The sequence below is a fragment of the Anaeromassilibacillus sp. An200 genome (assembly GCF_002160025.1).
Taxonomy (GTDB): Bacteria; Bacillota; Clostridia; order Oscillospirales; family Acutalibacteraceae; genus Caccousia; species Caccousia stercoris.
Window position 1 is genome coordinate 35,579 of record NZ_NFJU01000010.1, and the last position, 18,786, is coordinate 54,364.

General features: G+C 58.1%; 15 protein-coding genes. All 15 read right to left on the minus strand.

Annotated elements, in window-relative coordinates:
• Positions 1-2 precede the first annotated feature (2 nt).
• A complete protein-coding gene (locus B5F35_RS06855; protein ID WP_087239357.1) occupies positions 3-818 on the minus strand; it encodes a CIS tube protein in 816 nt (271 codons plus the stop codon).
• 15 nt (positions 819-833) lie between these two features.
• On the minus strand, positions 834-1,670 hold the full coding sequence (locus B5F35_RS06860) for a CIS tube protein (protein ID WP_087239359.1): 837 nt from the start codon (positions 1,668-1,670) through the stop codon (positions 834-836).
• 45 nt (positions 1,671-1,715) lie between these two features.
• The gene (locus B5F35_RS06865) at positions 1,716-4,265 is read right to left on the minus strand and encodes a prolipoprotein diacylglyceryl transferase (protein WP_087239361.1); all 2,550 of its coding nucleotides are present in this window, start codon (positions 4,263-4,265) and stop codon (positions 1,716-1,718) included.
• A 37-nt stretch (positions 4,266-4,302) separates the two neighbouring features.
• Positions 4,303-5,295, minus strand: a complete 993-nt coding sequence (locus B5F35_RS19000) for a hypothetical protein (RefSeq protein WP_087239363.1) — start codon at positions 5,293-5,295, stop codon at positions 4,303-4,305.
• A gap of 24 nt (positions 5,296-5,319) precedes the next feature.
• The gene (locus tag B5F35_RS06875; RefSeq protein WP_206424026.1) at positions 5,320-5,499 is read right to left on the minus strand and encodes a DUF6760 family protein; all 180 of its coding nucleotides are present in this window, start codon (positions 5,497-5,499) and stop codon (positions 5,320-5,322) included.
• Positions 5,500-5,531: 32 nt separating this feature from the next.
• Complete coding sequence (locus tag B5F35_RS06880; protein WP_087239367.1) at positions 5,532-5,894, minus strand: hypothetical protein; 363 nt, start codon at positions 5,892-5,894, stop codon at positions 5,532-5,534.
• A gap of 69 nt (positions 5,895-5,963) precedes the next feature.
• Positions 5,964-6,458: a phage tail protein gene (locus tag B5F35_RS06885; protein WP_087239369.1), complete on the minus strand. Its 495-nt coding sequence runs from the start codon at positions 6,456-6,458 to the stop codon at positions 5,964-5,966.
• Between the two features lie 89 nt (positions 6,459-6,547).
• A complete protein-coding gene (locus B5F35_RS06890; protein ID WP_087239371.1) occupies positions 6,548-8,254 on the minus strand; it encodes a phage tail sheath family protein in 1,707 nt (568 codons plus the stop codon).
• Between the two features lie 123 nt (positions 8,255-8,377).
• Positions 8,378-8,761 carry a DUF4280 domain-containing protein gene (locus B5F35_RS06895; RefSeq protein WP_087239373.1) on the minus strand — a complete coding sequence of 128 codons (384 nt, stop codon included), beginning with the start codon at positions 8,759-8,761 and terminating at the stop codon, positions 8,378-8,380.
• Positions 8,762-9,565: a hypothetical protein gene (locus B5F35_RS06900; protein ID WP_087239375.1), complete on the minus strand. Its 804-nt coding sequence runs from the start codon at positions 9,563-9,565 to the stop codon at positions 8,762-8,764.
• Between the two features lie 3 nt (positions 9,566-9,568).
• Positions 9,569-10,162 (minus strand): Pvc16 family protein, encoded by a 594-nt coding sequence (locus tag B5F35_RS06905; RefSeq protein ID WP_087239377.1) that lies wholly within the window; start codon positions 10,160-10,162, stop codon positions 9,569-9,571.
• An 18-nt stretch (positions 10,163-10,180) separates the two neighbouring features.
• Entirely contained in the window at positions 10,181-12,832 is a 2,652-nt protein-coding gene (locus B5F35_RS06910) for a hypothetical protein (RefSeq protein WP_087239379.1), read from the minus strand.
• A 23-nt stretch (positions 12,833-12,855) separates the two neighbouring features.
• Positions 12,856-14,898 carry a TolC family protein gene (locus B5F35_RS06915; protein WP_087239381.1) on the minus strand — a complete coding sequence of 681 codons (2,043 nt, stop codon included), beginning with the start codon at positions 14,896-14,898 and terminating at the stop codon, positions 12,856-12,858.
• Position 14,899: 1 nt separating this feature from the next.
• Positions 14,900-16,153 (minus strand): MORN repeat-containing protein, encoded by a 1,254-nt coding sequence (locus B5F35_RS06920; RefSeq protein ID WP_087239383.1) that lies wholly within the window; start codon positions 16,151-16,153, stop codon positions 14,900-14,902.
• Positions 16,154-16,181: 28 nt separating this feature from the next.
• Complete coding sequence (locus B5F35_RS06925; protein ID WP_162611357.1) at positions 16,182-18,779, minus strand: HAMP domain-containing protein; 2,598 nt, start codon at positions 18,777-18,779, stop codon at positions 16,182-16,184.
• Between the last annotated feature and the right edge of the window lie 7 nt (positions 18,780-18,786).

Here is an 18,786-nt window from a genome sequence, read left to right on the forward strand (position 1 = left end):
TGTCAAATCCCGATATTCAGGAGGTTGCTCAGCCCCTCCGTGACCTTTTTTCCACCCGCGACGGCGTTGCCGGAGGCGGTGAAGCACTTGTCAAACGCGCTGTTCCACATCTGTTCGTCTCCACTGTCTGTCAGTCTCTGCGAAAGGTTCAGCGTGACCTCGCTGTAAACCGGACGTCCGTGAATGGAAAACATTTTGTATTCCGCCCGCGCTTCCGAAACCTCGCCTGTAAAGCTCATCCCGGCCCACTGGAACGTCACTGTGCGCGTATCCTCACTCATAAGCATCCCGATGAAAGCGTTTGTGACGCTTTGCACGGAATACACCTTCTGATTCAGCCCCTTGTTCAGGGCAAGCTGTGCCACATCCTGCGTGGACACCTTGAATTTTTCCAGCATAAAGCAGTCCTTAATGTTGATCTGTTCAAAAATCAACAGGACAGACATCACGATCGACGCGGGCTGGGTATGCTGCGCCGGGATATCCGGATCCATGTTCTGCTGCAAATAGCGAAACTCGGTATCGCTCGTACTGGCACGGAAGGAGATAGAGGAGGGGTTATATTGCACAGAGAGCTGGAGCACACGACCTGCACCAGACTGCCCTGCCGCTGTGCCCGCGCCTGTCACCGCCTGCACCCCTCCGGAAAGCGCTGCCGACGCACGGTCCGACAAACCGCTTCCTCCTGCGGCGCCTGTTCCTGCGCTGGGCGCAGTTTCCACCAGAAGCAAAGCCTTACTCGTCTTTCCTGTGATCGACGCCTTCGCGTCATTGGTATAGGAGGAAAACAAACTTTTTGCCGCTGTACTGAACGCCATCTTTTTTCCTCCTCTTTAAATGCCGATGTTGATCAGGTTCTTGGCGGAACGGAGCGCATTTGCCGCCCCCGTGGCCGGGGAAGCGCCGAAAGCTGTCTGAAAATCCCGGATCCAGGAATTCATGCTGGTTTGTGTCTGTTCCTGACGAATTCGCAGGGACACTCTGGCCCGGATCGGACGTCCCGCCACGGAAAACATGGTGTACTCCGACGCCAGATCCCGCAAATGGCCGCGAAAATAAAAATCTCCCCAGGCAAACGCCGTTTCCCTGGTGTGCGAGTTCCGGATGGCGGCAAGCAGTCCCTCCACCTCCGTCTGCACGGTGCGGGCCGTGTTGCCCTTTATGGCGTTGTTGATGCCGTTCGCCACAGCACCTCCAACGCCCTGCCGGAGCTTATCCCACATAAAAGCATCCGCGTTGTTGACACGGTCGAAAATGAGATCGACGCTCAGTTCCACCCAGGGGCGCACCGCGGAATCCACATGAACCCGCTGCTCGCCTGTCTGCTCATCCCGCACCGCGTCCTGCCTTTTCACTTCAATGGAATTGGAATACAAAGCCAGAGAGGAAGGGTTGAACTGGACAGCCAGAATTCGCTGCACACCGCTGGAAGACGTCTGTGCCGCCGTTGTGCCGCCCGTCAAAACGCTGCTGGCCGTTGCGGCCAGCCCTGAGATCGACGCCCCGGTTCCTCCGGCGGAAGAACCTGCCGATGCGCCTGCGCCGGTCCGGCGATTATCCCAGATAATCAGGCGCGCGCCGTTGGCCTTTCCCATCAGAGCACCTGTGGTGTCCGACGATGTCAGCTTACCTTTCAGGGCTCCCAGTTGATTTTGCAGAAACTGCGGCATATCCTAAACCCTCTCCTCTCTTAAAAGTATCTCAGCGCAGGCGTCTTATTTCCAGCCGCGCCGGGCACGCTCTGATTGCAGGCGGCGCTCCATCTGGCCGTAAACCTTATCGGAGATGGTGCCGATCTGCCTGGCCAGTGTGCGATTGACCAGCTCGGCGATATCCTCCGCCGTCCTCTCCACCACCTGCTGGCGGATGTTGTTGATCTGTGTCTCATTCACCGTCTCCTGTGTGACGGTGTGCGTCTCTTCTGTCTGGCGCACCTCGTTCGTCCGGCGCTGTTTCAGCTGTTCCAGAAGTTCCTCGCTGAACAGCTGCTCCGGCGCACGGTGCACGATTCTGGCGGAGGAACGCCGCCCCTCCTGCGGGACGGGAGCCTGCGCGGCCTGCTCCGGCTCCAGATACCGATCCACCACGGAATGAACCTGTTCGCGGACGGTATCCTGTATCTCGATCTGTTCCCGGCGCAGGTGTGTCAGTTCCTCCCGCTCCGTGCGGGAAATCGGCTGTTCCCGGACGGCGGCGTTCAGTTCACCGGCTCCTGCCGGGCGAAGGACTCCGCCGGCAATCGCGGCGGCGGGATCCCGCTCATACTGCATCAGCGCCTGATAGACCTCTCGCGTGCGCTCGTCGGCGTGCTCCAATATGGTTTCGAAGGCCGGGTTTTCCTGCTGCGGGTGCGACAGCTCGACCGGCTGCTCCTGCATCTGACGCAGGAACTGCTCCGGGTTCTGCATCGCCAAAAGGGAATCGCGAAACACCCGCTTCGGATCGGGAGGAGGTGCGTTTCTCGCTCTCCTCTGTTCCTTTTGCTCCGTATTCTGCAATACCTCTTTGAGGATTTCCCGGTTCCGCTCGTCCACGCGGTTCAGCTCCCGCACCAGCTCCGTGGTTCCCGGCTCTGCGGGGGGGTGAGCCCCGTATGCTGCCGGACCGGCTTCTTCGCCTTCCCCGGAAACACCGGCTGCCGGGTGCGCCAGACGCACGGGAGGCTCCGCGCCTTCGCGGCTTTCCCCCGGCATGATCGCTGCGGGCGCAAGCGCTTCCTCAAACAGCTGTCTGGAATCGGAGGAAACCTGTTCGGATGCTTGCGGCTGTGTCTGCTGCCCTTCCTCGCGCACCTCTTTGACCAGCTCACGGTTCTTTTCCCGGATCCGGTTGAATTCTTTTACCAGCTCCCTGGTGCGGATCTCGGCGGGGGAAGGTTCGGACGGGGAACGGCGCACCGTCTCCTCCTCCGCGCTGTCCGCCGGTGTATCCAAACGGTACACCAAATCCGCATCGGCGCTTGACGGATCGATCGGCGGGAATGGCCGCCCCGCCTGGCTGTTCTCATATTGCTGAAGCAGCTGGGTGAACGACGTTTCCTCCTGACGGTACAGCGCCGTCATCAGATGGTTTTCCGCTCCCTCCGCCGTATGGCGCACATACTGCTCTGTGTGGTATTCCTGATACCGCGTCAGCGCGTTCTGCACCGACTGGCTCACCGCGCTGCGGATATCAATCCACTGCTGGTGATTGTGTCTGGCGGTCAGGCGGCTGATCTGCGTGGACAGCACCTGATCCGTCAGAGCCAGCAAAATTGCCTGCGCTCCCTGGGCCAGCACCTGCTCCTCCGTCTGCGGCGGGGGCAGAAGCTCTCCCGTCTCATACCGGTTGACATGGTGGTGCAGCGTCAGGTAAGTGCGCGGGGCGGCGGACGGCTCGACGCGCACAGTGGGGGCTGTGAGCGCACGTTCCGGCGTCCGGCCCGAAGCTGCGTCCTTTCGTCTGGCGGCCTGCTCCTTTGCCGCGGGCGCTGTTTCCGCATGTCCGGGAAGAATTGCTTCCTCCTCTTCGGTTTCCCTTTCCGGAGGAAGCACATGGACAAGCTGTGTTTCCTGTCCGGCAAACACCGTCTGCTTTTGGTTCCACAGGCTCAGCTCCTGGCTGACACGCGACTGTTCGGACAGCTTCAACTCATTGCGAAACAGGGAATCGGAGTAAAGCTGACGGTTCTGCATCAGGGAGCAGAAGGTTTCATAGACCTGTGCCGTCTGCAAACGGCTGTATATCTCATTGTGCAGATAGTAGCGCGGAGCGGGCAAAGCAGGAGCCTGCGGCGTCTGCTCTTTCCCGGAGGGCCGTTCCTCCCGGTTTATCTGCGCAAAAATCTTTTCCAGTCGGGAGGAATTCTCCCGATACAGCGTGTTCAGACGGCCAATGCTCACCGATTCGTCATACAGCTCGCGGACCTGCCGCATAAACTGGTTAACGTCTGTGACTCCCAGCTTATGCAGAACGGTGGAAACATAGACGCGGTCCTGATAAGTAAAATTCTGCTCCTGAGAAAGCAGGAGGCGGTTGACCACATTGTTGACCACATTCAGGGAAAGCTGATGGACATTGTTCTGGCTGTTGTTGACGGCAATCGTCGTCATCCCGCCCAGATCCTCCGGCAGCTCCGCCGGGGCGGTGGTCAGATAAAGCAGCTCCTTCGGCGTGATCCGGGATGGCATCAGCTCATAATTGGACAGCAGCTTTTCCTCAAACACGCTCGAAATCGTCAGAGGCGGCAGCCCCATGTTCAGTTGGATCGGCTTTTTCAGAATCACGGGACAGCTCTCCTCCTTTCTCCGTCATTCGTGGGGGTCAAACATCCAGATGAAGCAGATTTCCATATTCCTCCGGCTCCGGCTGCCGGACTTCCTGCTCGTTACTGGGAACAGAGGGACTCTCGCTCCCAGCCTCGCTCCCGGAGCTGCTTTCCTCTCCGGTTTCGCTTGCGGCTCCGGCTGCATTCTCGGTATCAGTTCCACTTTCGGCGCTCGTGTCACTTTCGGCCCCGGTTTCGTTTCCGCTTCCTATGCTGGTTCCGCTTTCGGCTCCGGTGCTGCCTCCAGCCTCAGTACCGCTTCCAGTACCAGTGCTGCTTCCGGCTCCGGTTTCACTTCCAGTGCCAGTACCGCTTCCTGTGTCAGTGCTGCTTCCGGTACCGGTATCACTTCCAGCCCCGGTTCCATTTCCGGTGCCGGTGCCGCTTCCAGTACCGGTTTCGCTTCCGGCTCCCGTGCCGTTTCCAGTCCCGGTTTCCTCCTCATTGGGGGAACTCTTGGCATTGGTGGGAGGGTTGGCCGGTCCGCTGCCAATGTTAAACACGTCGGCGCTCGACCACGGGATATCAATGCAGAGCATTTCATTGTAGTCAATGCGCGTCGTCTCCACCATCAGACCGGACTCCTTTGCGTCCAGCTCTCCATAATCCTTGCGCGTGACGGTGCATCCCGTAAAAACAAAGGTGCGCGCGACGACACCGGGAATAAATTGCCCCTGATAACGGCTGACAAACAACAGAACCGGCAGCACCAGCTCCGCGCCAAGCGGCAGCGGGTCGATATAATCAAGGCCGACATACCGATCGATCTCAAAATAAAAGCGGTTGGTATTCGGCTTTCTGCGTCTGTGAACATAATCGTTCAGCCCGCCTTCCTGAATCAGCTCATATTCCATTTCCCGTGTAAATGTCCGGACCGATTTACACGGGAGATCGAACAGGAGCTCCACTCTCAGCATAAAGTGGTTGTTGACAAGAGGAGCGTTCCCCTGATTGTATACAAGATAATTCCCATCTGTGATATTCGCCATCGTACAACCTCCTGCCAACCCGCCTTACAGGCGGCGCGCTGATTTGCCAAGCTCAAAAATGCTTTTCTCCTTGGGCTTACTTTCCGAGGGATTGAGGCTGCTGTTAATGGAGGAAATCTCCTCACACCAGCGCCTGCGGCTGGCATGAGGAAGCTCCATCACATCCTTCTCCCCCCAGTGAAAGTAATAGGAGATGAAGGACATTTCCCGATACAGCTCCTTTTCCGGATACAGCGTTATCCCTCTCGCGTAAAATTTATCGGCACCTCGTGAATTTCACCGCATTTGGGACAGACAACCTTCATCGTCGGCGGCTCAATATCGTTGATCCGCTGGTACATATCCTGCAAAAACGCCAAATCCGCCGTGAAAAAACGCTCCACGATGTTGGGCACGATGGTGGGCATCCCCTCCAGCTCGGTGATCACCTTGGCAAGCACCACCACGGTCAGATAGGAAGGGTTGCTCAGCACACGCGGATCCCGTGTGGCGCTGATCTCATCGCCCGCCGTCGCCAGGCGCATCTTTCCACGCTTGTGGACGTCTCCATTGGAATCCACATAGCCGCGCGGCAACTCAAATTCATACTCTGTTATCATATGCTACCTCCGGAATGAAAACCGGAATCTGCCGGAGGACAGAATCCTCCGGCAGCACCGGCATCGCTATCAGTTCGGGATCACCAGTTCCTCATACGCAATTTCCACGGACTCAATCGCGACCTCGCTTGTGGAAGCGTTCAGGTCGGGAGCCGTATACTTGCAGACCCAGGCGTTGGTGAGCTGCCACGTCAGAGAGGAATCGATCGTCGTCTCCACCAGCGTTTGGGGGGAGCCCTCCTGAATGTTGATCAGTTCGATGGTCACATTGGAGCGGGCATCCTCGCCGCGGCGCTCCGTCACGCACTTCTTCAGCCAATCCTTGAACGCATTGTTGCGCGTATAGCCGAACTTGAGCGTCACGTTGCCGTGCTTGACAAGACCCGGAATCTTGACGGGTGCGAGGCTGTTGGAGTTGCCCTGACGGAACTCGATCACGTCGACGGTAGCTTCCACGCCGGTCACCTCGTTGAAGGCGGCGACGCCGCTCACAGAGTCAACCGTGACGAGGAAGTTCATTTTCGTTAAGGGGTAATACAGGCTCCCCGAAGTTTTATCAGCCATCTTTTCATTCTCCTTTTATTGAAATCAGGTAGGATCCAAGACGGTTCCGCGCTGGCCGCTTCCGGCCGGCGCAGGCGTCTCTGCGGACATTATTCTGCGGCAGCCTCTCCGCCCGCTCCGGCGGTGAACTGCGTCACACGGAAGATGACAAACTCGGCCGGACGGCTCGGCGCGATTCCGATCTCGCAGATCAGACGGCCGTTCATGATATCGTCCTGGCTCATGGTCGACGTTCCGATGTTCACATAGTAAGCCTCGGCCGGCGTCTCGCCCGCCAGCATACCGGCGCGGAAGAGGGACTCGAGGAACGAGGAAACCGTCATCTGCACACGCGCCCACAGCGAGGAATTGTTGGGCTCGAACACCACCCAGTTGGTGGAAACGCGGATCGACTGCTCCACAAAAATGAACAGACGGCGCACGTTGATGTACTTGAAGGCGCTGTTGCTGCTGGCGGTACGCGCGCCCCAGATGCGGATGCCCTGGCCCGGCAGCGCGCGGATGAGGTTGACGCCCGCGGGATTGAGGATATCCTGCTCGCCGGTGGTATAGTTGACGGAAAGGCCGGTGCAGGCGATCGTCTCGTTGGCGGGAGCCTTGTGCACACCGCGGCTCACGTCCGTGCGGGAATACACGCCCATCACCGCTCCGCTCGGCGGAATGAAGGTGGGCTTCTTGGCTACGCGGTCATAGACCTGGATCCACGGATGGTACATGGCGGCATAGGTGCTGTCAACCATGTTGCGGTATTCAATGATATCGTTGGTCTTGCGCAGCTCCTGCGGGATATCGAGAACGGCAAAGCGGTTCTTCATGTTCTCGCAGTGGCTGATCAAAGCCACCACAACCTCCGGGATCGTGACGCCGGGCACCGCGATGATGCTGGCCACATCGTTCTCCAGGAAAGCCTGGATACCGGTGCGTTGGCCGGGGCCATTGTCCTCACCGATGAACACGCCCGCATTGACGGCTTCCATGGTGCCGTCGCTGCCGCCCGTGAAGGAGATGGTGCCGGAGAGAACGCCCTTGCCGAGAATCACGGAAACCGGATTGTCCAGCGCGTCGCTCGGCTCAACCGCTGCGGCCACCAGACGGCTGCCGGACAGTTTGCGGCCCAGATATGCGGGAGACGTGGGATTGAGTGTTACGCCGGAGAAGGTCTCCGCGTCGCCGTCGCAGCGGATGGTGACATCCATCTCAACGGAATACAGGACCTTTTTCGGGACGATGGCCGTATCGACCGGATCCGCGGAGAATTTCTTCTCGAAGGTTACGGTATTCTCAAAGATAGCGGAAATGCGGTTCATCTCGCCCGCAAACTCAACCAGATCGCCCTCACGGAAGCCTTCCACGGATTTCGCCGTGTACACCGTGTCGCTCTCCTTCTTGATGAGCTGCATCTTTCTGCGGTTGGTGGACAGAAGGGAAACCTGGATGCGGTTGCCCCACTTTCCTTCGTTGGCCGCACGCATGGAAAGAATCCCGGCTTTGGCCGTCGCGATCGCAGCGTCCTCCGGCACAACGCGGCTGATGTAGCAGCGGGTGCCGCCGTTGATGAAGAACTGCTCCACGCTGTACGCAAGATAGCGGTACTCGCCGTGCGTGAACTCGGAGAGGAAGCCGCCGAACTGGCGCTGGAAGTCAGCGAAGCTCGTCACAAGGCTCGGCGCCCCGATGGTCGGGCCCTTCACGGTCATGCCGACAAAGCCGCCCGTGCTGGTTCCGACTCCTTCGATTGCGCGGGGGGAAGATTCAAATTCCTCGACATACACACCGGGAGAAAAATACTCAGCCATAATTTTGTTTGGTTTTGAGGAAACCTCAAAACCGCCCTCCTTTCAGATTTCTCATTTATTTTAAAATTTAAATGGAACACAAACGCAATGGGACGAAGCACGTCCCGGCAGGCAAGGACCGGCTCAGGTCATGATCTTCCCCTGTCCCGGCATAGTGATGCTGATAGCGCCGCCGTAGGAGCACATCAGCTTTCCGTCGTTGATCAGGGCAGGAATCCCGCCGATCAGCGGTCCCGGGCTGCAAACCCAGATCCCCATAGGAGCGGGAACGCAGGGCATTGGGGTGAGAACCCCCAGCGCCGCCGCCGTGGCGGAAGCAACCGTCGGGTTCATCAGGGATGTGCACATCCCACAGGGACCCACATTCGTGATGGGAGCCGCGTCCTGGATGGTAGCAGCCGGCTTTCCATCCATCAAAACGGTAAGCTGTGAAGTAACCATCAGTTGACCCGGCGACATGCCCATCGTACACATGACGGACGCGCCCGAGACAACAGGCAGACCCATTTACATTCCTCCCTTCCCGGCAGGCTCCTCCTGGGGTTCAGAGTCCGGCTCCTCCTGCGGCGGCGAAAGCGGGGACTCCTGCGGGGCCTTTGCGTCCACCGCCTGGAACCACTCCTTTTCCCCCATGACACACCGGACAAGCCAGCGGGAATCTCCCCCGCGATCGGCAAGCCGGAGCAGATAGGATCCGTCCTCCCTGACAAGGCCGAAAACACGCCGGGCAATTGGAAAATTGCTTCCATATTCCATGCTCAGCCCCTGCTTCAGAAGAAACTGCGTATCGGAAATTCTTTCTTCTATTTCCAGCGGCTCATAAACCTGTTCCTGTGGGTTTACCAGCGCATAGAAAACACGATCCAGCAAAAGGCGATAGGGGTTAAACACCGTCAGCGATTTCTTTTTCGCATTGAAATCGCGGATCATGCAGCTGCGGTCTCCCAGCCAAACGGCGTCCAGAGCGGAAAGGCCCTCCAGCCTTCCCTCCAGATCCACATACTGCACCAGCGCCGGAGCGCTGCCGTCCGGGATCATGGGAAGCTCAATCAGCGGCAGCTTCTCGGAAAGCTCCTCATATCGCACGTCGATCGTACGCGGCAGATAGCCGCGCAGCTCCACCGTCAGGCGGAAATCTTCGCGTCCCCGCCCCATCAGGAGCAGATGGCCGTCACCCTTGCTCAGGAAATGCAGCGGCTTCCCGCCGCAGAAAAACCTTGCGCCCACACCGGTGAGCAGGGAACCCGTGGTGGTGTCCACCAGGTGGAGCACCAGATCCAGCTGATGCCGGATCACCGTATGGTCCGCCATCGGCTATCCCTCCTTGTTTTCGCCGGTGAGATGCAGCGAAAATTCGGCCTGCGTGACGCGCGGCGCGTCGATCAGGATCTCGCTTGAGAGCAGAATCGGGGCCGCTTTGTAGAACAGGCTGACCTGGTAGGGCTTGTTGATTGCGGACCACACACGCACCTTATCCTCCAGCGAAAGCTTCGAGGGGGTGATGATGATGGGCGCTTCCCGCGATTCCAGCCAGGTTTGCAGCTCGTTGGGATATACGACGTTCCCGTCGTTGATCACCTGCGCCGCGCGCCCGATGATTTTCTGGATATCGTGTGCCTTCAGGCCCATCTGCGACGATCCGTTGATAAACAGCATATAATACAGGCTGTACGGCTTCGGCGGCGGCGCCAGGCGCGTTTTTCCCGTGTTCATCAGGGGCGGCACGGAGATCTCGCCCTCCGCCCGGATATCATACAGGTACAGGCCCAGGATGTAGTCCACGTCCTGCTCCGCCGGAGACGAAACCTCAATGTTATTCGGCGAAGGGATCGGCTCCGGACACATCTTTCTGCGGAGCAGCTTCACCAGATACGACGAAACGTCGGAAATAATCGGATAATCGGCCAATACTGGTCCCTCCCTTTCTCAGGCTGCCAAAAAGCGGGAGCACAGCTCATCCGCCAGAAGCGAAAGATCCTCCCGCACCACGACACCGTAGGAGGTGGCGGAGAGATACTGCGCCTCCACCGAAAAGGCGCTGAGCGTGTAATCCTCCGGAAGATAGAGCGTCCCGTTTTCCAATCTGGCCGCTTTGGTCATGCGCTCATAGCTTTCCTCGTCCTTGCCCTTCTGCACCAGATCCGAATAGGCGGCAAACGTATAATACAAGCTTCCCTTTGCCAGCGTTCCCTGGCTCTTGTTCTGATTCCACACATACCGCAGACCGGCGGCCTGCGCGGCGGTTTTCACAGGAAGATATTCCATGGAGGGATCCTGCGCCTGCACAAAGACAAGCGGGCTTCCGAGGTTTACCTGCTGCTGCGAGACAGAGCCGAGAAGCTGCAAAGCCGCGCTGCCCTGTGTCGCGTCGTAATACCGCTGCAAAGCCAGCAGATAGACGCAATTCTTTTCCCAATCGGAAAGGCTCGACAGATCGGTTTCTCCCGCATCCAGCAAGCCTCCTTCTCCGGCGAGGAACGCATCTGCGATCTCCTGGAGCTGATCGGCGGAGAGGGAGCCGGACAGCGCCGCGTCGTAAAGGGCCTTGCTGCCCAGGATTGCCTCCTCCACCGTCGTGATTTCATCCCCATAGGAGCTGTCCCCGTTGAGATCGCGTTCCGTGGTCATTGCCTCGTGGATCTCCTGCAATGCGGGGAACACCAGCTTCACATTCTGATCCAGCAGGGAAACCAGCGTGTCAATGTCATTTTTCAGTGTGGTCCGCTCCGGATCGCCGGAAGAGGAATTCCCGATGATAGAGAGACATTCCGCCTTGAGCGTGGCCACCAGTTCCCCGAGGGAACCATCCGACATATTGGATTCCAGTGCGGAAATCTCCGCCTTCTGCGCCGCGATCTGCTTTTCCAGATCGGCGGCTTCGCTGCTGCCCGCCTCGGCGTTCGCCAGCTGCTCCTCCAAATCGGAAAGCTTGGACTGCGCCGCGTTGAGCTCATCCGCCTGCGCGGCCTGCTGCTGCGCGATCTGGTCGTCCAGCGCGGAAATCTGCTCCTCAATCGCCTTGGCTTCGGTGAGATCGTTGTTATCCAGCGCCGCCATATAATCCGTTTGCAGCGACTGCTTTTCGGCAATAAGCTGGTCCAGCTCGTTGCCGCCCGCCGCCAGCTCCAGCTCGCGGAGTTTATTCGTCAAAAACTCGATGTGGCTGTCCACCGTCGTCCGGACGCTTTCTGAAAAATCGTCGTTGGGAACGTCGTTGTAGAAGTTCTGGGCATCCTCCAGACGCTGGTTCAGATAATCCATCCCCTCGCTGTTGGAGAGACGGAGAACCACCGCCGTGAGGTACGATTCCAGCTCGTTGCGGTAGGTATTGACCGTGCTCGCGTTGGTGCTGATCAGATTATTCAGCAGCGCCGACGAGGAATTGGACGCGGCCGCCTGTACATAATCGGTGCTCACGCCCGCGCGCAGGCCGTCGCGATACGCCTGTTCCGCCCGCGGCACCACTGTGTCGTTGAGCAGGGCAAGCTCGCCCTCCTTGTCGGCCACGATGCTGGACGAAATGTTTGTCAGATGAATGAGCGAAGCCACAGCGGTATCACAGGCCGCGTCGTTGCCTGCCTGCGCGCTCGTGATCAGCTGCTGGGAATACTCATACCGCAGGGCTGACATGACAGTGGTGCCCTCCGCGAGCATCTTCCCCTGCTGCTCCACCAGCGACGACTGCACATTGGAAAGGCTGTCGTTGACAGCGGATTGCAGCTCCGTATCGGGCGCACGGCCCTCCTGCGTCTCGGTGGTACCCTCTTCGCCGTCCTGGCCCTCTGTCGTGGTCGTCGTATCCTGAATGCTGGACAGCTCCTGCGCGTACTCGTTCAGAACGGTTTCCAGCGTGGTGAACACCTCCGCGCGCCGGGTAGCGTCGACAGCACTCATCACGGACTGCACCTCGCTGATCTGCTCAGCGGGGGCATTGTTTTGGGAAAGCACATCACAGTATCTTTGAAGTGCCGCGAGATTGGTATCACACTCATTGGTGGTGTCGTTCTTCACTTCGGTCGACAGGATTTCCTCAACCCGGGCGACCTTATCCTTGCCCGCCTGGCTCTCGCCCTGCAATTCCTTGATGATCTCATACTGGTTTTTGAGCGGCATCAGCTCTTCCAGCGACTCGATATCATAGGGATCCACGATGTCATACGGATTGACGGGCTGACCGGTCCGCAGATCGTAGGTCACGCCGTCAGACTTCGTGTGATGGGTGAAGAACAGCTCCGCAATCACGGAATCCTGCACCGGCGTTCCGCCCGTGGTGATGTCCTCCAGGGAGGAAGCCGTTGTAATGTTGAACCATGTTCCGCCCGAAAGCTCGGACTTGTAGTAGATTTCTCCCTGTCCGGATTCCTCTGCGGAATCGGAAGCGATCTCGTAGAGCTCATCCGTCAGGGCGGACAGATGGATCAGATGCGTTCCAATCACCAGCGTGGAGTCCTCTATCTCGGAGGGCGTAACATGGACGGCCTCCTCTTCATTCCATACAGCCCGCACCAAGACGGTCAGCGTCCCGATGGCAGCCACCAGCACAAGGGCGAGTGACAAAAGGATTCTTCTTCGTTTCATGTGTCCCCTCCTTTCCCGCGGCGTCACTGTGCCGCAATCCAGATCGTCTGCGTATCCTCGTGGAAAGAAGCCGTGCCAATCCGGTTTTCTTCCTTGTCATAAAGAGCAAGCTGAACCTCTCCCAGGCTCCCGATCAGGAGAGTCAGGTAGGAAAAGCTTTCCTCCACCGGCACAAGCTCCTCGGAATACACGCTGGCCCCCTCCGCGTTTTCAATGCGGTAATAGGCCGCTCCCAGCCCGGCGTCCAGCGTGAGCGTCAGGGTACTGGTGCTGATGGAGCCGTGCGGAACCGTGTCCACCTTATAGCTCCCGCACTGTGTCTCCACGGCCTCCTGCGTTTCCTGCGTGCCCTCTATCGGGAGGACGTCGCGCGGAACCGTGGTATCGATCTCGCACTCGGAAACAAAGGTATCGTTGTTGTACAGCCGCACCGTCAGCTTACTGGTCCCCTGGTAGTCGAGCGCCAGATGGCGGAGCTGCTGGTCGGCCGGGGTCCGTTCCCCAATCTGGGTGCCTGCGTACCAGATCTCAAAATCGGTGATGGCCGGATCAAAATCCTCCGGGATTTCCAGGCCGAACACGAACACCAGATCCGAGATATCGGTATAGATGTAATAGTGCGGGACAGTGGCATCATCAACCACATAGCTGTCCGCACCGGATCCCGCATCCGTGCTGACCGAAGCGGAATCAAAATATGGGGAAACTGCGCCGCAGGTAGTAGCGTCCAGATCATACAGAAGCTCGTTATATTCCGCCAGCACGTCAATATAATCCATCTGGCTGGTCTGATATTCCTCCTGCTTGGTCTTGACCTCGCTGTATTCCGCCTTCCCCAGCTGGTTCAGCCCGGAAAGGCGTTCCAGATCCTCGCGGTTCTGTTCCACCGTCTGTTCCAGAGCCAGATAGGCGTTGCGGGCGGTAACGATCGATTCATAGCTGGTGGTGATCTCCGAACGCAGCGTCTTTTGCGCTGACTCCAAATCGGATACCGCGGCCTGATACTCCTTGCACGCAGTCAACAGTGCGTATAAATCATTCTCAATATAACGGGTTCCGTCAATTTCCCCTTTAAACCATTCCTTGGTGAAGCGGAAAAACAGGATTTTGATGCTTCCGTTCCACGGGCTGTCAAACGATTCCAGCATTTCATTGTACTTGAGCTGGAAAGCCGCGTAGTCCACATCCTCTCCCCGCTTGACCTGATTGAGGAAATTGTCGATCGCATTCAGCTTCGAGCCATACTGGCTGCGCATGAGGGATTCGTAGGAATCCATATTTACCTTCGCGGTGGAGACTGCCATTTCCGCCTCGTAGATCGTCTGGCTTTCCTCCATCGCGTGCTCGATGATGCTTTCCAGATCCTCACGGGGAATCTCCGCATCCACCACAGGGCTGGCCAGCGTGTAGCCGGAGGTGACATCCAAGTGGATGAGATCGCTGACCTCCTCCAGCGCTGTCTGCAAATTCCGTTTCTGCTGCGCGAGATCGCTCGTGAGCGTATCGACGGACTTCTGCATGGTGTCAATGTCGGACTGTGTCGCCTGCCCGATCGCCAGCCTTGACTGGTTGCGGGCCAGCTCCTCCTGCGCCGCCGCCAGACGTTCCTCGGTGAAGGAAACCTTTTCCTGGTTGACGTAAGCCGTCAGATACGCCTTGTTGATCTTTGCCAGTTCCTCGCTCTCCTGCGCCGTCTGCTTGTGACGCAGGATGTCGATCTCCGTCTGGAGATTGAGAGGCTTGACGTTCAGATCATACTCCTCGCTCATGTCAAGCTGCTCAGGGAATTTGAAGCTGAGCAGCGGCGTCCAGCGAAAGCTGGTCAGGTTCTTCACCTTGGCCTTGATCTCCTTGACCGCTTCCGTGTACTGGATTTCCTTGAGCAGGATTTCATTGTAGGTTTTGGTGATTTCGGTATTGTTGGAGAGCGCCATGGTCCGGGCCTGCCGGATTTGAAGGGTTTTCGGGGCCGCGGCGCTCACCGGCGACAGAACAAACAAAGGGGAAATCAGGCAAAAGCAAAGAACAGCGCTCAGGATGCGCAAAGCGCCCCGCTTTCTCTTCATGTTACGCTCCTCCTTCCTCAGCGCTCTGCTGCGCTGTGCTCTGTGCAATCGAATACATGGAAAAATCGGATGTGCTGGTATCGCAGTAGAAGGTGTAGGTCAGACCATCCGCTTCATAGACATAGATATAAAGCTCATAATTTTGATCATAGGAGTTCACCGTCTGAACATCCTCAAAGCTTGCGGTCATATCCATCGTGATCGGCGCGAAGCGGCCCTTCCCTGTCTCACTGAGACGCTGGATTCCCACCGCCTCGGTGAGGTTCGGCCAGGTATATCCAAAATAAACCGGCTCGCCGAAATGGGCGGTGAGGTCGTTGATCTTACTGATCTCCCCGTCTGTGGTGGGGAACACACTATCCAGCACCAGCACCTCAGTCAGGGACCATTCCGCCGAGAGACTTTCGGATCCGTCGTTTGCGGTATAGAGGGCGTTGATTTCATCCATGGACACACAGTGCTCGCTGGAGGAATTGTACACGGTCGACTGCCCGCTGTACATGGCGGCGACCTCCGCCGTCGTCTTGCCGAGAAACTCACTGTATAAAAGCCGCCCGGCCAGGAAATTCCCGGTGAAAATCTGGTTGCCGCCGCTGTTATAGAGGACACCGGCTCCCGACCACTGCCCCTTTAGGAACTGCCCCGCATACTCCATCACGCCGCTCTGGCGGTACTGCGTTCCCTGGCCCTCAAAGAGGTTGTCAACGAAGGCTCCCTCGTATTGCAGGACACCGTCGGGATAATACAGCTTGCCGTCGCCGTTGTAGCGGCTGTCGGAAAAGGCTCCGCTATAGAGCAGGCTCCCGTCCGCGCGATACAGATCCCCCTGGCCGGAGGCGGCCCCTTTGGAAACCTCTCCGATGTATGCCGTATGGCCGTCCGCCGCCAGAATCTCCACCTTTCCGCTTTGAAATTTGAGCGGAATGGAATTATAGCGGAATACCGGAATGGTCGGACTCTCGCTGAACAGCATGGAGCTGACCGGGGAAAAGACACAGATATAAAACACGCTGGCAAGCCCAACCAACACCACAAGAGCAAACGCGAGCCGCTTGCTGATGAGCCACGACAGGACAGGATAATAATCTGTTTTATCCTTCGGGCGGATGTTCAGCAGATTATTGAAAAACTGCCGCAGGGAGGTAATTCCCTTGGTCTCCCAATAGGAACGGCTGGTCCACAGGCGGATTTTCGTCCACAGGCCAATCACCTTGGCCTGAATGGTGGAAAACAGCGTGTTAAAAATTCTGTTCATTGCTCACCGTCCTTTCCCGGTCCGGAGCTTATCCCTGGATCCCGAAGAGATTATAGCCTTCGCTTCCGGGATCGTTCTGGTTGAAATAGTGCTCGCAGGCAAACAGATACCAGCGGGCGATCCCATCGCTCGGATTCAGCTTGAGAATCGCGGAGAAAAGGTTCCGCGCAAGGTAAAAATCGTTCTGGCAGAAAAGGCTGATCCCTTTCTGGAATTTTTCATCGTAGGAAAGATACATCGATTTTTCCAGATCGGAGCATCCTTCCAGAATCTGGTGCAGCTTATAGCGGTATTTCCCATCTTCTGACGAGACAAAGCCGATATACCGGGAGGCGCAGGGCTGTGTCATCGCCTTGAGACAAGCCTCCGTGGCGGCGACGCGCACACCCGTTCCCTTGAAATGCTTTGAGAATGAGTGGAGGAACGCTATCTCGGAGGAGGACAGAAGCGAAAACGTCCTCTGTTCCGTGCCCACCAGGCCATACAGGAACGATGTGCTGTGCAGCAGCAGGAAGAAATCCGGTGCCTGCTCCCTGGCCATGCCGTTGCTCTCACCCAAAAGCCCCAGGCTGAACGCCACGCCCTGATCCGGGGATTTCTGGAACAGGATCTCCATTCCCTCCGGATCGAAGCCGCTCGAAAGCAGCGTTCCCTCGTGCCGCTCCATCTGATGATCGATCAGCGAATAGCTGTCGCTCAAAAAGCCCAGAAATCCGCTGTCGTCCAGGCCCGCGCGCAGCTCGTCACGGTTCTGGATGGAGAGGATCCCCACCGTCCCCGTCACATTCGCCATATCGCCCAGACTCGTCTCCATGATGGAGGCGCGGTTGAGAAGGCGATCCAGGCCGCGCGGGACAAACCGGTAAAAAGAGTGAACCGTGGCATTTGTCTCATAATCCTTGATCCGCAGCGACACCGACATTTCACGCAGCGACTGCCACATATCCCCCACCTCGTCCGAGGCGGTGCGCAGCGGCACGAGATTGAAGTCTCCCTCGGAGATCCGGCTTACCCGGCTGGCAAGCCGGCGGAGCGGGCGCATCATGGTAAAGGTGAGGAACGCGACCGCTACGGACGCAAGCAGCGCGCTCCAAAACGGCGGCAAAAAGCTGCGCCCCAGCATATTGGCGTAGTCCGTCCGGACAAGCACGACCTGCGAAACCAGCATGCCGACCTTTTCGCCGTACCGGTAAAGCGGCCGAATGTCATACGCGCAGGTCTTCCCCCCGCATTCCAGAGACTGCTGCATTGCCATGTCCTGGGTCACGGCGCTCTGTGCCAGCGCGCGCACCTCTTCCCCGTAAACAGAGGCCACGGGACTTCCCGCCGCCGCCCGATCGGAGATCTGCACCGTATCGCCTTCCGCCGTCAGCACCGACGCGCGGAACGAGACGTACTGCTCCTCCGTCTCCATTTCCAACGGAGCAATCAGACGGCGAAGCTCCGCCTGATCGGCGTTCCCCGCCAGAATGGAGGTCAGATCCAGCTCCTCCAGAATATCCTCCCGGATTTTCCCGGCGGAAGCTGCCTGCGTTTCCAGCAGCTGCCCCGACTGCCCCTGCGCATCGACCCAGGAAATGGTCCCCGAGACTCCCGCCGCAACGAGCAGCAGACAGATGCAGCAGGCCGTTACCCGCACCGCCAGGCGGTGCATCCGGGTGCACAGGAACACTGTGAACAGAATCAACGCCGCACAGACGGCATAGGTCGTAAGGAGGAAGATCAAACCTGAGGCTTTGAACTGCATCCGCACGAGGAACGACGCCTCGGGCGTCTGCCTGCGCACGTCTGCGTCTCCAATCCGCAGCAGAACCGTGCTGCCGTTTTCCACGGAAACCACCACTGTCTGGCCCTTGGCACCGCCGCGGCCGCCGTACAGGACAGCCTGACCGTTCACCTCTACGCCGCTGCCGTTCTGAATCCCAATGGAACCGGAGCACGCGGTCCCGGTTTCTTGCCGGTAAGCCCACACGCTGCCCTGGGACGCGGAAAGCAGGGTGAAACCCTCCGCCTCCTGAAGTGTCTCACTGTTCTGCTCTCCCGTCCGGCTGCTGCGCACCCGTCCGTCGGAGAGAAGGCAGAACAGTCTATCCTCCGCAAACACCGCGCTGACCGCAATCTCCCCCTCCGCGAGCTCCGTCTCCAGAAGCTGCACCGGCTCACCGCCGGAAAGCTCCATCCGATAGACGGAAACCTTCTTATCCGTCAGGAAGGTGAGGTCGATCCCACTGGGAGAAACGCTGACCGCCTCGGGAGAAACAGGAAAATCTCCCGTTTCCTCATACAGAAGCTCTGTGGTTCCGTCCTCGCGCAAACACAGAAGCTGCCAGCCTTCCTCGGTCAGCTGCGGAGTCTGTACAAAATAGACGTCGTTTCCATAAGCGGACAAGAGCGTAATCCGAAACGATGAGTCCTGAGCATACGCCTTTTGTACGCTTCCGTCATCCTTCACTCCGTAAATCCAGGAGGAACCGCTGGTGCTCTCTGTCAGATAGACTGTCTGATCCTCTGTGACAGCCAATGTTTTTTCCGCGTTGGAAAGCTCCGGCAAACCTGTCGGAAGCGCAAGCAGAAGCACAGTCAGCAGCACACCGAGAATCACAAGGACTCCAACAGCCCTTCTCACGCAGGCT

Excerpts from the sequence above, each read along its gene's own strand:
- B5F35_RS06855 (WP_087239357.1), bottom strand. The coding sequence starts at position 818 with ATGGCGTTCAGTACAGCGGCAAAAAGTTTGTTTTCCTCCTATACCAAT.
- B5F35_RS06895 (WP_087239373.1), bottom strand. The coding sequence starts at position 8,761 with ATGGGTCTGCCTGTTGTCTCGGGCGCGTCCGTCATGTGTACGATGGGC.
- B5F35_RS06885 (WP_087239369.1), bottom strand. The coding sequence starts at position 6,458 with ATGGCTGATAAAACTTCGGGGAGCCTGTATTACCCCTTAACGAAAATG.
- B5F35_RS06890 (WP_087239371.1), bottom strand. The coding sequence starts at position 8,254 with ATGGCTGAGTATTTTTCTCCCGGTGTGTATGTCGAGGAATTTGAATCT.
- B5F35_RS06875 (WP_206424026.1), bottom strand. The coding sequence starts at position 5,499 with ATGTCCTTCATCTCCTATTACTTTCACTGGGGGGAGAAGGATGTGATG.
- B5F35_RS06880 (WP_087239367.1), bottom strand. The coding sequence starts at position 5,894 with ATGATAACAGAGTATGAATTTGAGTTGCCGCGCGGCTATGTGGATTCC.
- B5F35_RS06910 (WP_087239379.1), bottom strand. The coding sequence starts at position 12,832 with ATGAAACGAAGAAGAATCCTTTTGTCACTCGCCCTTGTGCTGGTGGCT.
- B5F35_RS19000 (WP_087239363.1), bottom strand. The coding sequence starts at position 5,295 with ATGGCGAATATCACAGATGGGAATTATCTTGTATACAATCAGGGGAAC.
- B5F35_RS06920 (WP_087239383.1), bottom strand. The coding sequence starts at position 16,153 with ATGAACAGAATTTTTAACACGCTGTTTTCCACCATTCAGGCCAAGGTG.
- B5F35_RS06860 (WP_087239359.1), bottom strand. The coding sequence starts at position 1,670 with ATGCCGCAGTTTCTGCAAAATCAACTGGGAGCCCTGAAAGGTAAGCTG.
- B5F35_RS06900 (WP_087239375.1), bottom strand. The coding sequence starts at position 9,565 with ATGGCGGACCATACGGTGATCCGGCATCAGCTGGATCTGGTGCTCCAC.
- B5F35_RS06915 (WP_087239381.1), bottom strand. The coding sequence starts at position 14,898 with ATGAAGAGAAAGCGGGGCGCTTTGCGCATCCTGAGCGCTGTTCTTTGC.